The 12,047-nt window shown below is 58.7% G+C and carries 14 protein-coding genes; 6 read left to right on the top strand and 8 right to left on the bottom strand.

The features are described from left to right. Positions 1 to 3 precede the first annotated feature (3 nt). From CKW38_RS15260 to folE2, 3 genes are read right to left on the bottom strand one after another with little or no spacing between them, the layout of a single operon-like run. Positions 4 to 870 carry a metal ABC transporter permease gene (locus CKW38_RS15260; protein ID WP_095113169.1) on the bottom strand — a complete coding sequence of 289 codons (867 nt, stop codon included), beginning with the start codon at positions 868 to 870 and terminating at the stop codon, positions 4 to 6. Beyond that, a complete protein-coding gene (locus CKW38_RS15265) occupies positions 870 to 1,538 on the bottom strand; it encodes a metal ABC transporter ATP-binding protein (RefSeq protein ID WP_007912043.1) in 669 nt (222 codons plus the stop codon). The genes CKW38_RS15260 and CKW38_RS15265 overlap by 1 nt, the downstream gene beginning before the upstream one ends. Next, complete coding sequence (gene folE2, locus CKW38_RS15270; protein ID WP_042704911.1) at positions 1,535 to 2,431, bottom strand: GTP cyclohydrolase FolE2; 897 nt, start codon at positions 2,429 to 2,431, stop codon at positions 1,535 to 1,537. The genes CKW38_RS15265 and folE2 overlap by 4 nt, the downstream gene beginning before the upstream one ends. Positions 2,432 to 2,515: 84 nt before the next feature. Between folE2 and CKW38_RS15275 the strand changes: the two genes are divergently transcribed. After that, complete coding sequence (locus CKW38_RS15275) at positions 2,516 to 3,718, top strand: N-acetylmuramoyl-L-alanine amidase (protein ID WP_095113170.1); 1,203 nt, start codon at positions 2,516 to 2,518, stop codon at positions 3,716 to 3,718. Here CKW38_RS15275 and CKW38_RS15280 read toward each other — a convergent pair. After that, positions 3,715 to 4,092: a glutamine synthetase gene (locus tag CKW38_RS15280; RefSeq protein ID WP_095113171.1), complete on the bottom strand. Its 378-nt coding sequence runs from the start codon at positions 4,090 to 4,092 to the stop codon at positions 3,715 to 3,717. The genes CKW38_RS15275 and CKW38_RS15280 overlap by 4 nt on opposite strands. A gap of 221 nt (positions 4,093 to 4,313) precedes the next feature. Here CKW38_RS15280 and zigA point away from each other — a divergent pair, with 221 nt between their 5' ends. Both zigA and CKW38_RS15290 read left to right on the top strand, forming a co-directional pair. Beyond that, positions 4,314 to 5,519, top strand: a complete 1,206-nt coding sequence (gene zigA / locus CKW38_RS15285; protein WP_095113172.1) for a zinc metallochaperone GTPase ZigA — start codon at positions 4,314 to 4,316, stop codon at positions 5,517 to 5,519. Continuing rightward, positions 5,519 to 6,163, top strand: coding sequence for a DUF1826 domain-containing protein (locus CKW38_RS15290; RefSeq protein ID WP_095113173.1), 645 nt, complete (start codon positions 5,519 to 5,521; stop codon positions 6,161 to 6,163). The genes zigA and CKW38_RS15290 overlap by 1 nt, the downstream gene beginning before the upstream one ends. 4 nt (positions 6,164 to 6,167) lie before the next feature. On the opposite strand, the gene CKW38_RS15295 is transcribed toward CKW38_RS15290, so the two are convergent. After that, positions 6,168 to 6,524, bottom strand: coding sequence for a hypothetical protein (locus CKW38_RS15295; RefSeq protein WP_007912055.1), 357 nt, complete (start codon positions 6,522 to 6,524; stop codon positions 6,168 to 6,170). Positions 6,525 to 6,554: 30 nt separating this feature from the next. On the opposite strand from CKW38_RS15295, the gene CKW38_RS15300 reads away from it, so the two are divergent. Further along, entirely contained in the window at positions 6,555 to 7,520 is a 966-nt protein-coding gene (locus CKW38_RS15300) for a GTP-binding protein (protein ID WP_095113174.1), read from the top strand. 40 nt (positions 7,521 to 7,560) lie between these two features. Here the strand turns inward: CKW38_RS15300 and CKW38_RS15305 are convergent, their stop codons facing one another. Then, positions 7,561 to 7,974, bottom strand: a complete 414-nt coding sequence (locus CKW38_RS15305) for a DUF3301 domain-containing protein (protein WP_007912059.1) — start codon at positions 7,972 to 7,974, stop codon at positions 7,561 to 7,563. A gap of 117 nt (positions 7,975 to 8,091) precedes the next feature. On the opposite strand from CKW38_RS15305, the gene pdxY reads away from it, so the two are divergent. Further along, the gene (pdxY, locus tag CKW38_RS15310; protein ID WP_007912061.1) at positions 8,092 to 8,964 is read left to right on the top strand and encodes a pyridoxal kinase PdxY; all 873 of its coding nucleotides are present in this window, start codon (positions 8,092 to 8,094) and stop codon (positions 8,962 to 8,964) included. A gap of 101 nt (positions 8,965 to 9,065) precedes the next feature. Here pdxY and CKW38_RS15315 read toward each other — a convergent pair whose 3' ends face one another. Then, positions 9,066 to 9,548, bottom strand: a complete 483-nt coding sequence (locus CKW38_RS15315; protein ID WP_003229693.1) for an acyl-CoA thioesterase — start codon at positions 9,546 to 9,548, stop codon at positions 9,066 to 9,068. A 279-nt stretch (positions 9,549 to 9,827) separates the two neighbouring features. Between CKW38_RS15315 and CKW38_RS15320 the strand changes: the two genes are divergently transcribed. Beyond that, entirely contained in the window at positions 9,828 to 11,591 is a 1,764-nt protein-coding gene (locus CKW38_RS15320; protein WP_038359446.1) for a cation:proton antiporter, read from the top strand. Between the two features lie 21 nt (positions 11,592 to 11,612). Here CKW38_RS15320 and CKW38_RS15325 read toward each other — a convergent pair whose 3' ends face one another. Further along, on the bottom strand, positions 11,613 to 12,020 hold the full coding sequence (locus tag CKW38_RS15325) for an SMI1/KNR4 family protein (RefSeq protein ID WP_095113175.1): 408 nt from the start codon (positions 12,018 to 12,020) through the stop codon (positions 11,613 to 11,615). Positions 12,021 to 12,047: the final 27 nt, after the last annotated feature.

Here is a 12,047-nt window from a genome sequence, read left to right on the forward strand (position 1 = left end):
ACCTCATTGGGATGTGAGCAAAGGCGGGCGGCGCAACAGACCGTGAACCGGCCCGAACACCACGGACAGCAGATAGCCGAGGCCGGCGACCAGCACGATGGCCGGGCCGCTGGGTAGCGAGTAGTAGAACGACAACAGCAAGCCGAACCACACTGAGAGACATCCAATGACGGCTGCGATGGCAATCAGGGTCGGCAGACGACGGCTCCAGAATCGTGAGGCGGCGGCGGGGAGCATCATCAGCCCGACGACCATCAGGGCGCCGATGGCCTGGAAGCCGATCACCAGATTGAGTACGACCAGCGTCAGAAAGACGCCGTGGGCGAGTGGGCCGAGGCGGCTCACGGTTCTCAAGAACAACGGGTCGAGGGTGTCGAGCAACAGTGGTTTGTAGATCAGCGCCATGGCGATCAGGCTGAATCCCGAGACCCACAACATGCCGGTGAGGGTCGGGCCGTCGACGGCCAATGCCGAGCCAAACAGCAAGTGAAGCAGGTCGAGGCGTTTGCCGGCGATGCCGAGAATCAGCACGCCGCTGGCGAGGGAAATGGGATAAATCGCGGCGAGGCTGGCGTCTTCACGCAGACCTGTGCGACGGGTGATCCAGGCGGCGAGGCCGGCCATACTCAGTCCGGCCCCGAGACCGCCGAGCGTCAATGCCGGCAGGCTGAGTCCGGCGAACCAGAAACCCAATGCAGCGCCGGGAAGGATGCCATGGGCCACTGCATCACCGATCAGGCTCATCCGTCGCAGGATCAAGAACACGCCGAGCGGTGCGGTACTGCAAGCGAGTACCAGGCCGCCGAGCAGGGCCCGGCGCATGAACACGAACTCGTTGAACGGCTGCCAGAAGTGGGCGACGGCGAGCATCAGGCCACCTGCGTGCGAGGTGTTTGCTGGATCAGCTCGACGCTCGCGCCGAACACGCACTGGCGGTTTTTGATCAGCAAGGTTTGCGGTATGTGTTGGCGCACGGCGACGAGGTCGTGGCACACGACGACCAGTGTTCGACCTTCGCCATGCCAGGTATGGATGTGCTGCCAGAGCAATTGTTGGCCGAGTTCATCGAGTGCGGCGTGGGGTTCATCGAGCAGCAGCACTGCAGCGTCAGTCAGACTCAGACGAGCGAGCAGGGCGCGTTGCAGTTCACCGCCGGACAGGGCCATGAGTGGACGCTGTTCGAGTCCGCTGAGGTGCCAGTTTGCCAGTGCATCTTTCAGGCGCTGGTTTCGTAGTTGGGTCGATAGTCTTCGCCCCCAGAAACCAGCGGCGACCAGTTCTTCGAGGCTGATGGGGAATTGGCGATCCAGATGCTGTTGCTGGGGCAGGAAGGACAATCCGCTTTGACGTGGAACACTCAGGCCGACATTGCCTGCCAATGGTTTTTGCAGCCCGGCGATCACCTTCAGCAGGCTGCTTTTGCCACAGCCGTTGGCGCCGATGATCGCCGTCAGGCTGCCGCTGTCGAGCTCGAGGCTCAGGGGCGCAGTCAGTGGTTGGCCGGGTGCCCCCCAACTCAGGGATTGGCAGCGGATCATGCTTGTTCACGCTGCCAGTGGCTTTCGGCGACGGCATCGTGGGCGTGCAGACTTTCGGCGTGGATCACTCGCAAATGAAATGCACTGACGCCTGGAGTCCGACGCAGGGCCAGATTCAGACGGCGTGCCGCGTCTTCGCAGAACATCAGGTTCTGGCCGTTGGCGAGGGCGAAGGCTTGTTCGTCTGCGCGTTTCACGGCGGTTTGTACGGCGGTGCCGAGGGCCGCCTCGGCGTCATTGATGATCACGCTCAACGGCAGCTCATCGATGAATTCGTCGAGATGTAGATGCAGTTGCGCGGTGCTGCGTTGGCTGTGAGGCGTGGCGACGATGCCGTGGGTCGAGCCTAGCCAGGCCAGAACGTCGGCGTGCTGAAGGCCTTTGTTGGCGAAGTCGTCGATAAATTGTTGCTGGATCAACTGCCGCGCCAAAGCCGCTGAGCAAGGGCAAGTCGAAGAGTAGGGCAATTCAATTTTGAGTTCCACGTGGAACATGTTGTCTTTCAGGCTTGCCGAAATACTCGCTGGATAGGATTTCCAGCCAGCCAATGGACTGATCAACGCAGGCCTTTTCATCAGCAGATCGGTGTGAATATTCAAGTAAGCACGGCTGGATAAACCTTCGTGGCTCTCCAGAAAACGCTTGAGCACCTGCTGCAGAAGAGCGGGTGTCAGGCGCTCCTGTTCGAGCGCTTCCAGAGCCAAATACAGTCGCGACATATGAATGCCGCGTGCCTCGCCATCATCAAGACTCACTCCAGCGTCAGCCTTGGCATTCAGGTGTTGGCCTTCCAACAAGATAGGTAATGCGATGCCCTGCATGCCCACCCATTCAAGTGGCAATGCTTGGCGAGTAACTTGCGCGGCGATATCCGGGAGTGAAAGCGAATTCATGTTCGGGACCATCATGGTGATTCAATTCGATGTTACATTATAACAATACTTATCACGATGTCTTTTTCATGAACAGGTTTTCATATGCACAGACGTCAGGTGCTTAATCTGATTTTGGCCAGCGCCGCTTTTGCTTATCCATTCAGTGTGTCTGCTACACAAATTCGCCAGGCACGACTTTGGCGATCTGAGGACAAAGTGCGGTTGGTGTTCGATTTGAGCGGGCCAGTGCGCTACAAGACCTTCACACTCAATGCGCCTGAACGGCTGATCATTGATGTGAGTGGGGCTAGCTTGAGCGGCGATTTCAGTCGGTTGGCGCTGGATGGCTCGGTTATACGGTCGATTCGATCCGGGCCTTTTGGTCTGGGTGATACGCGGATTGTTCTCGATCTAAGCAATCCCGTGCTGCTGAACAGTTTCCTTTTGGCGCCGCAGGATGGGCAAAGTCATCGCTTGGTATTGGATTTGGTCAGCACAAAACCGATGCCAACAAGCCCAAAGGTTCCACGTGAAACACCGCAGATTGGCGCTCATCCGAAGCGCGACATCATCGTAGTCGTCGATCCTGGACACGGCGGCAAGGATCCCGGCGCGGTCGGCGCCAAGGGCGAACGGGAAAAAGATGTAGTGCTTTCCATTGCGCAGTTACTCGCTAAACGCCTGAAAAAAGAGAAAGGCTTTGACGTAAAACTGGTACGCAATGACGACTTTTTTGTTCCGTTGCGCAAGCGTGTGGAGATTGCCAGGCAGCACAAGGCTGACATTTTTATCTCGGTACATGCTGATGCGGCGCAGCGTCTTACTGCCTCTGGCGCATCTGTTTATTGCCTTTCTGAGGGTGGCGCAACGTCGGCGACTGCTCGCTTCATGGCGCAGCGAGAGAACGGCGCAGACCTGCTCGGTGCGACAAGCCTGCTCAATTTGAAAGATAAGGATCCGATGCTCGCCGGGGTAATTCTCGACATGTCGATGAACGCGACGATTGCCGCGAGTTTGCAGCTCGGCAGCACGGTGCTGGGCAGTCTGGCCGACATTACCACGCTGCACCAGAAACGCGTGGAACAAGCCGGATTCGCAGTGCTGAAATCGCCAGATGTGCCTTCAATTCTGGTGGAAACCGGCTTTATTTCCAATGCGCGGGACAGCCAGCGATTGGTCACCGCTCGGCATCAGCAAGCCGTGGCAGACGGTTTGTTTAAAGGATTGCAGCGTTACTTTGAAAAGAATCCCCCCGTCGACAGTTACCTGGCTTGGCAGCAGGCGCAGCAAGAGGCTCAGGTTTAACAGCCGGTAATCCGGCTGCAAGTGAACTTCGCGCTGCTACCGCCCGAGCTGGAGAACCGATTGATCGTCGTCCAGCCGACACGTCGGGTGTAGCCCACCCAGGCTTCGCCGTCAGAGGCGATGCCGGTGAAGAACGTCAGTTGGCCGAAACGGCTATTGGTTTGCGCCCAATAACGCTGGCCAGCCTTTTCAAACCCACGCAGATAAAGCGTGTTGCCGACGGTGTTGACGCTATAGGCGTTACCGTCGGCATCGACGCAGGCCAACAGATTTGCGCTGCGTGTGCAGGTCGCAAGCGCCGGCACCTGCGCCGATGCATTGCCGATCATCAACAATCCAAGGCTCAACAACGAGCATTTCAGCGCAGTTTTCATTACGAACCCCGGAGTGGTATCGGCTCAGCTTCCTGCGGTTTATTGCTCAGGACAAGAGGAGGGCTGGTTTATTCATGTTGTTATACTATAACATAAAAGATAACCAAGCCTGAGCGGGCCGATTTCAAGCGTTTGCTTTTAGCGAAATCCTTCGCATGAAGCACAGACACGCCAAGCGCAAGCAAAGCGCTAATCGGTTGCCATTTTAAGAGGATTATCCAATGTCAGCCGAATTGCCCGTTACCGTACTTTCAGGATTTCTTGGCGCCGGAAAAAGTACACTTTTGAATTACGTACTACGTAATCGCAAGGGGTTGCGTGTAGCCGTCATCGTCAATGATATGAGCGAGATCAATATCGATGGCAGCGAAGTTCAGCGCGATGTCAGCCTTAACCGCGCTGAAGAGAAAATTGTCGAAATGAGTAACGGCTGTATCTGCTGTACGTTACGCGAAGACCTGCTAGACGAAGTCAGCAAACTCGCCCGTGAGGGCCGCTTCGATTATTTATTGATCGAATCCACTGGAATCTCCGAACCACTGCCCGTGGCCGAAACCTTTACCTTCCGCGATGAACACGGCCAGAGTCTCTCCGACATCGCGCGTCTCGACACCATGGTCACTGTAGTCGACGGCTTGAATTTCCTGCCGGACTACCATGCGGCAGAGAGTCTCGCCTCCCGTGGGGAGATTCTCGGCGAAGAAGACGAACGCTCCATCACCGATCTGTTGATTGAGCAAATCGAATTCGCCGACGTGCTGTTGATCAGCAAGATCGACCTGATCAGCCAAAGCCAGCGCGAGGAGCTGATGGCCATCCTCAAGCGCCTCAACGCTCAGGCCGAAATCATCCCGATGGTGATGGGTGAGGTGCCGCTGGAAAAGATCCTCAATACCAATCGTTTTGACTTCGAGAGAGCCGCGCAAGCGCCGGGTTGGCTGCAAGAGTTGCGCGGCGAGCATGTGCCGGAAACAGACGAGTACGGCATCGCTTCAACTGCCTACCGCGCACGCCGCCCGTTTCACCCGCAACGCTTCTTCAGCTTCATTGACCGTCCGTGGTTGAACGGCAAACTGCTGCGCTCCAAAGGCTTCTTCTGGCTCGCAAGCAAACCCACCGACGCCGGTAGCTGGTCGCAGGCCGGTGGATTGATGCGCCACGGTTTTGCCGGGCGCTGGTGGCGCTTCGTGCCGAAGGATCAGTGGCCACAAGATCAGGAAAGCACCGCAGCTATCATGGAAAACTGGACGCCAAGCGTTGGCGACTGTCGCCAGGAGTTGGTGTTCATTGGTCAGAACATCGATTTCCTGCAGCTTTCTGCCGAACTCGATGCCTGCCTGCTCACCGATGAAGAAATGGCCCTTGGCGTGGAGGGATGGCGATTGCTGCCAGATCCGTTCGGTCCTTGGCACGAAGAGGCCGCCTGATGCTCGCGCTTAAACTGCTGCAGAACCGTACGCGCCATCAGCATCAAGGCCCGACACCGAAGGCGTTGACGCGAATTCTCGAAGACGACACCAATCTTGCCGCCTGGCAACGCCAACTGCCGTTGCACATCAGCGATTTCGCCCAGTTACTCCTGTCGCTCAACGAACCGCTGGCGGAGTCGTTGTGCCTGGAGTTGCCGAGCGAGGACGCGGAGCCTGATCTCACCGGGCTGGCTTCAGGATTCCGCGATCTGGAAGGGTATGAGGGCTTCATCGCCGACCTGAAATGGTTAGTCAGCGCCTTCGCCTGCTTGCTCGGTGCGCGGCGAATCGGCTTGCGCCTGCGGGTGCTGGATAAAGCCATGTGCCCGCGCTTCCACGTCGATCATGTGCCGGTGCGGCTGATCACCACGTACGCCGGCGTCGGCAGCCAATGGCTCAAGGAAGGCGCGATGGATCGCCAGCAGCTGGGGCAGGCCAACGCCGAACCCCAAGCGCAAATACAGCAACTCAAGAGCGGCGAAGTCGCCTTACTGAAAGGCGAGAAATGGCACGGCAATGAAGGCTTCGGTCTGATTCACCGCTCGCCGCAACCGGCCGCAGGCGAGCGTCGTCTGATACTGACCCTCGACTGGCTCGGCTGACGCCTCAAGGCTTGAGCCACGACCCCTGGCTCTGGCCTTCGCAGTACGGCTTCAAATACGCGGCATCGGTGGCGACGCCGTAATAGTGGATGTCCTGGCGATAAGGCATATTGGCGACTTGCGCGTTGCCGCACACGCCAAACGCGCCGCTCGGGCATTGATCGACGTATTGCACCTCGACTTTCTGCCCGGCCAGCGCTGGCTGGCAGAAACCGTCGTTGAACAGTTTTTCCGGAATATTGCGGTTCTGCTGACAGACTTTGACGTCGAGCCGCTCGCCCTGACTGTGCACTACGCAGGCCTGAGCCCACGCTTCGCTCGACAGCAGCGTCAACAGCAACGACCATCCCATCCAACGCATCTTTTGAATCTCCCAAGAAAGCTCCCGGCCATGTTGCAGAACATTCCTACCCATGTCATTGCTGGCCCTTTGGGTGCCGGCAAGACCAGCCTGATTCGCCAGCTCATGGCGCAGCGGCCGGCCGGCGAGCGCTGGGCGGTGCTGATCAATGAGTTCGGCCAGATCGGCCTCGATGCCGCGCTGCTGACGAGTGATGCCGATGGTATCGCACTGGGCGAAGTGGCCGGGGGCTGCCTGTGCTGCGTCAATGGCGCGCCGTTTCAGATTGGCCTCGGGCGTTTGTTGCGCAAGGCGAAGCCGGACCGGTTGTTCATCGAACCTTCCGGGCTGGGGCATCCGGCGCAGTTGCTCAAGCAATTGAATGAGGCGCCGTGGTTGGGTGTCCTGGCGGTGCAGCCGTGTGTTCTTGTTCTCGACGCTCAATCGCTTCAGGCCGGGAAAGCATTGCCGGTAGCGCAGCAGGAAGCGTTGGCCAGCGCTGGGCTGTTGCTGCTGAACAAGGCGGAAAACCTTGATGAAAATAAACGGCAGAAAATAGCCAGCCAGTTGCCGTCAGTCAGGCTGATATGGACGCAACGGGCGCAACTGCCCCTGAGCGAACTGCCGGGCCTGGCTGCGCAAGCGGTCAATGGTTTGGACAATCTGATCGTGCCCAAGGGGTTAGGGCAAATGCCGGCTGTCTGGAGCGATCCGACGCTGCCGATCTGCTTGAGTCAGGCCCAGGAGGGTGGCTGGAGTGTCGGTTGGCGTTGGCATCCGGGACAAAAGTTCGACAAGGCACGTATCGCCGATTGGCTAAACGGGCTTCATTGGAAAAGAGCGAAACTGGTTATCCACAGTGCAGATGGCTGGGTTTCGGCGAACGCGCTAGAGAATGCGCAGTTGGTTTGGCTGGCCAGTGAATGGCGGAAAGATTCGCGCATCGAGCTGATCTTCAGTGATGCGCAGGATGTTGAGGTGCTGCAGAGAGGGTTGTCGGGGTGCCGGGCGGATTAAGATCAAAAGATCGCAGCCTCCGGCAGCTCCTACTTGGTCTTCAGGGCTTCCATTTGGTGTGTTCCTGGCGCCACTGGCTTAGCTCGATGACTTCCGCTCGAGGCTTGTGCACTTCAACCACCGGCGGTGTGTCGTCAAACGGCGCCGGGTAGGGCGCTAGTTCGATCTGCGCACTGTGCGCGCCAAACTGGGTGATGGTGCCGTTATGGCGGCTTTCGCCGGTCACGGTGAACTCAAAGTTATACACCCGCGCCAGTCGTCGGCGACCGTTGGCGTCCTTGATGAAACCGATCTTCTTCAGAGCGACGTTGCCGTCGAGCAACTCGACCCGCACGTTCAGGCAATGCTGTTTGACCCGCTCCAGCGCGCGTTCGCGCAAGCCGTGGTTGTGCCACAGCCAGGCGCCGGCAGCGGCGAACAGTATCAGCACGAAGATGTTTTCCAGGGTCAGCATCAACATCGAACTCCAAAAGATAGCGTCAGCTTAACTGCGTCGCCGGTCTGTCGTACAGGCTGCGTTTCGTCGCATACTGCGCGGCTTGAATTTCAATCGTTTTACGGAATGACCCGAATGAAACGTACGCCTCATCTGCTCGCCATTCAGTCCCATGTGGTGTTCGGCCACGCCGGCAACAGCGCCGCGGTTTTTCCGATGCAGCGGGTCGGGGTCAATGTCTGGCCGCTCAACACCGTGCAGTTTTCCAACCACACTCAGTACGGTCAGTGGGCCGGCGAAGTGCTGGCGCCGCAACAGATTCCCGAGCTGGTCGAAGGCATCGCTGCGATTGGCGAGCTGGGTAATTGCGATGCGGTGCTATCCGGGTACCTCGGTAGCGCGGCGCAAGGCCGGGCGATTCTCAGCGGTGTCGAACGCATCAAGTCGGTCAATCCGAAAGCGCTCTATCTATGTGATCCGGTGATGGGCCATCCGGAGAAGGGTTGCAGCGTGCCGACCGAGGTCAGCGATTTCCTGCTGGAAGAGGCGGCGGCCGTGGCGGACATCATGTGTCCGAACCAGTTGGAGCTCGACAGCTTCTCCGGGCGCAAGCCGCAGTCGCTGTTCGATTGCCTGGCGATGGCGCGGGCACTGTTGGCGCGCGGGCCGAAAGCGGTGCTGGTCAAGCATCTGGATTATCCGGGCAAACCAGCCGATGGCTTTGAAATGTTGCTGGTGACAGCCGAAGGCAGCTGGCATCTGCGCCGTCCGCTGTTGGCGTTTCCGCGTCAGCCAGTGGGCGTGGGTGATCTGACGTCGGGCTTGTTTTTGGCGCGGGTGCTGTTGGGCGATAGCCTGGTGGCGGCGTTCGAATTCACTGCGGCGGCGGTGCATGAGGTGCTGCTGGAGACTCAGGCGTGCGCCAGTTATGAGTTGCAACTGGTGCGGGCGCAGGATCGGATTGCGCATCCACGGGTGAAGTTCGAGGCGACGGCGATCAGTCTGTAATCGCGTAATCGTTCAAAAAGATCGCAGCCTGCGGCAGCTCCTACATGGGAATGCAAAACCCTGTAGGAGCTGCCGAAGGTTGCGATCTTTTGTCTTTGATCTCAGGCGTCGCCCTTGATCTCCTGATAGCGCTTTTCCAGCTCCTGACGAATCTGCCGACGCTGCTGCGCCTGCATATAACGACGCTTGTCTTCACTGTTCTGCGGTTGCAGCGGCGGCACGGCGGCCGGTTTACGCTGGTCATCCACGGCGACCATGGTGAAGAAGCAGCTGTTGGTGTGGCGCACCGAGCGTTCGCGGATGTTTTCGGTCACCACTTTGATGCCGACTTCCATCGACGTGTTGCCGGTGTAGTTGACCGACGCGAGGAAGGTCACCAGTTCGCCGACATGGATCGGCTCGCGGAAAATCACCTGATCCACCGACAGCGTCACCACGTAGCGGCCGGCATAGCGGCTCGCGCAGGCGTAGGCCACTTCGTCGAGGTATTTGAGCAGGGTGCCGCCGTGGACATTGCCAGAGAAGTTGGCCATGTCGGGGGTCATCAGTACCGTCATCGACAGCTGGGCGTTTCCGGGTTCCATAACGTTCTCACGGATCAAGGCTGGTTGCTGGAAGCACCTCTGCGGGTGCCTGGTCGCTTTTCTAAAGCACCGTTATCGGGACGCCGGGCGACTCGCCGCCGTCACGCCGGAATCGATCTGTTTCCATATATTGCACCGCCTTCCAGCCGCAAGTCGCGGTGTTAACCTGCAAAAGCCCCTTACAAAGGCAATTCCCACACGAAAAGCGGATTTTTACCTCGCTCGCCCAGACATTTCTGACGTCTGCTGGCGAGCCTCGTCATTCAAGGAGCCCACGCCATGCATGCCATCAGCTTTATTCAGGATCTGGCAGTGATCATGTTGGTCGCAGGCGTGGTGACCGTGTTGTTCCACCGTTTCAAGCAACCGGTGGTGCTCGGCTATATCGTCGCCGGCTTCATCATCGGCCCGCACACGCCGCCGTTCGGCCTGATCCACGATGAAGAAACCATCAAGACCCTCGCCGAACTCGGGGTGATCTTCCTGATGTTCTGCCTGGGGCTGGAGTTCAGCCTGCGCAAGTTGTTCAAGGTCGGTGCCACGGCGTTTATTGCGGCGTTCCTCGAAATCGTCCTGATGATCTGGATCGGCTACGAAATCGGCCGCTGGTTCGACTGGAACACCATGGACTCGCTGTTCCTCGGCGCGATTCTGGCGATCTCCTCGACCACCATCATCGTCAAAGCGCTCAACGATCTGAAGATGAAAAACGAGCGCTTTGCGCAGTTGATCTTCGGCGTGCTGATCGTCGAAGATATCCTCGGCATCGGCATCATCGCGCTACTGTCGAGCATCGCAGTGAGCGGCACCGTCAGCTCCGGAGAAGTGTTCTCCACAGTCGGCAAGCTGTCGCTGTTCATGATCGTCGCTTTGGTCATCGGCATTCTGCTGGTGCCGCGTTTGCTGGCTTACGTGGCCAAATTCGAAAGCAACGAGATGCTGCTGATCACGGTGCTGGGCCTGTGTTTCGGCTTTTGCCTGCTGGTGGTCAAGCTTGAATACAGCATGGTCCTCGGTGCGTTCCTGATCGGCGCGATCATGGCCGAGTCGCGGCAATTGCTGAAGATCGAGCGGCTGATCGAGCCGGTTCGCGATCTGTTCAGCGCGATCTTCTTCGTTGCCATCGGCCTGATGCTCGACCCGATGATCCTTCTCGAATATGCGTGGCCGATTGCGGTGATCACCGTGGCCGTTGTGCTCGGCAAGATGTTGTCCTGCGGCCTCGGGGCCTTTATCGCCGGCAACGACGGACGCACCTCACTGCGGGTGGGGATGGGGCTGTCACAGATTGGCGAATTTTCCTTCATCATCGCCGCGCTGGGTATGACCTTGCAGGTCACCAGCAACTTCCTTTATCCGGTCGCCGTGGCTGTGTCGGTGATCACTACGCTGCTGACACCGTATCTGATCCGTGCAGCCGATCCGCTGTCGATCAAGCTATCTGCGGCGGTGCCCAAGCCTCTCGGCCGTGTGCTGGGCATGTACGGCGAATGGCTGCGCAGCATCCAGCCGCAAGGCGAGGGCGCGATGCTGGCGTCGATTATCCGCAAGATTTTGCTCCAGGTCGGGGTCAATCTGGCGCTGGTCATCGCGATCTTCTTCGCCGGCGCGTATTTCGCCGAACGCATCTCGCTGTCGCTGCAAGACTGGATCAGTGATCCGAGCTGGCAGAAGGCGTTGATTTGGGGTGGGGCGTTGCTGGTGTCGTTGCCGTTCCTGATTGCCGCTTACCGCAAGCTCAAGGCGCTGTCGATGCTGCTGGCTGAGATGGGCGTGAAGCCGGAGATGGCCGGGCGGCACACGCAGCGAGTGCGTCGGGTGATCTCCGAAGTGATCCCGATTCTCTCGCTGCTGGTGATTTTCCTGCTGTTGGCAGCCTTGTCGGCCAGTATTCTGCCGACCAACAAGTTACTGGTGCTGATCGCCGTAGTCGCCGCTGCGGTAGCGGCGCTGCTCTGGCGCTGGTTCATCCGCGTGCACACGCGGATGCAGGTGGCGCTGCTGGAAACCCTCGACAACCACAAGGAGTCGTCGGGGCATTGACCACCCGGGGCGGCTGGCCGATCAGCTTTCCAGCCAGACGTCCCGCGCCCAGTGCCACACTGATTCCCAGGATTCTTCGGTGATCAGCTCTTCTTCGCCGGACCACAGCACCACGGTGCCGTCTTCTTCGACGCAGTAGTAGTTGTCGCCGTCTTGGCAGATCGGGATCAGATCACGCGGTACACCGATGTCCCAGGCATTGGCTGCGACGTCCGGCAGATAGGTGTGCGATTGCGGGTCGGTGACGGTCACCGGTTCCAGACTGCCGTACACCACGTCGCTGACAGTCAGCAAAAATTCTTTGAAGACGAACGGAATGTTGATGAACAGTTCTTCTTCGACTTCGACCAGTTGGTCTTCGTCAGGCAATTCCAAAGGAACCGGCACGGGTTCGTTGGCTTCACGCAGTTGTTCGATGATTTCTTCCACGTCCGGGATCCTCTTGCTTGAATGGCG

Source organism: Pseudomonas sp. Irchel 3H7 (genome assembly GCF_900187605.1).
Taxonomy (GTDB): domain Bacteria; phylum Pseudomonadota; class Gammaproteobacteria; order Pseudomonadales; family Pseudomonadaceae; genus Aquipseudomonas.

What these genes read in the sequence shown, in the direction of transcription:
- CKW38_RS15260 (WP_095113169.1), bottom strand. Translation starts at nt 870, where the DNA reads ATGCTCGCCGTCGCCCACTTCTGGCAGCCGTTCAACGAGTTCGTGTTC.
- CKW38_RS15265 (WP_007912043.1), bottom strand. Translation starts at nt 1,538, where the DNA reads ATGATCCGCTGCCAATCCCTGAGTTGGGGGGCACCCGGCCAACCACTG.
- folE2 (WP_042704911.1), bottom strand. Translation starts at nt 2,431, where the DNA reads ATGAATTCGCTTTCACTCCCGGATATCGCCGCGCAAGTTACTCGCCAA.
- CKW38_RS15275 (WP_095113170.1), top strand. Translation starts at nt 2,516, where the DNA reads ATGCACAGACGTCAGGTGCTTAATCTGATTTTGGCCAGCGCCGCTTTT.
- CKW38_RS15280 (WP_095113171.1), bottom strand. Translation starts at nt 4,092, where the DNA reads ATGAAAACTGCGCTGAAATGCTCGTTGTTGAGCCTTGGATTGTTGATG.
- zigA (WP_095113172.1), top strand. Translation starts at nt 4,314, where the DNA reads ATGTCAGCCGAATTGCCCGTTACCGTACTTTCAGGATTTCTTGGCGCC.
- CKW38_RS15290 (WP_095113173.1), top strand. Translation starts at nt 5,519, where the DNA reads ATGCTCGCGCTTAAACTGCTGCAGAACCGTACGCGCCATCAGCATCAA.
- CKW38_RS15295 (WP_007912055.1), bottom strand. Translation starts at nt 6,524, where the DNA reads ATGCGTTGGATGGGATGGTCGTTGCTGTTGACGCTGCTGTCGAGCGAA.
- CKW38_RS15300 (WP_095113174.1), top strand. Translation starts at nt 6,555, where the DNA reads ATGTTGCAGAACATTCCTACCCATGTCATTGCTGGCCCTTTGGGTGCC.
- CKW38_RS15305 (WP_007912059.1), bottom strand. Translation starts at nt 7,974, where the DNA reads ATGCTGACCCTGGAAAACATCTTCGTGCTGATACTGTTCGCCGCTGCC.
- pdxY (WP_007912061.1), top strand. Translation starts at nt 8,092, where the DNA reads ATGAAACGTACGCCTCATCTGCTCGCCATTCAGTCCCATGTGGTGTTC.
- CKW38_RS15315 (WP_003229693.1), bottom strand. Translation starts at nt 9,548, where the DNA reads ATGGAACCCGGAAACGCCCAGCTGTCGATGACGGTACTGATGACCCCC.
- CKW38_RS15320 (WP_038359446.1), top strand. Translation starts at nt 9,828, where the DNA reads ATGCATGCCATCAGCTTTATTCAGGATCTGGCAGTGATCATGTTGGTC.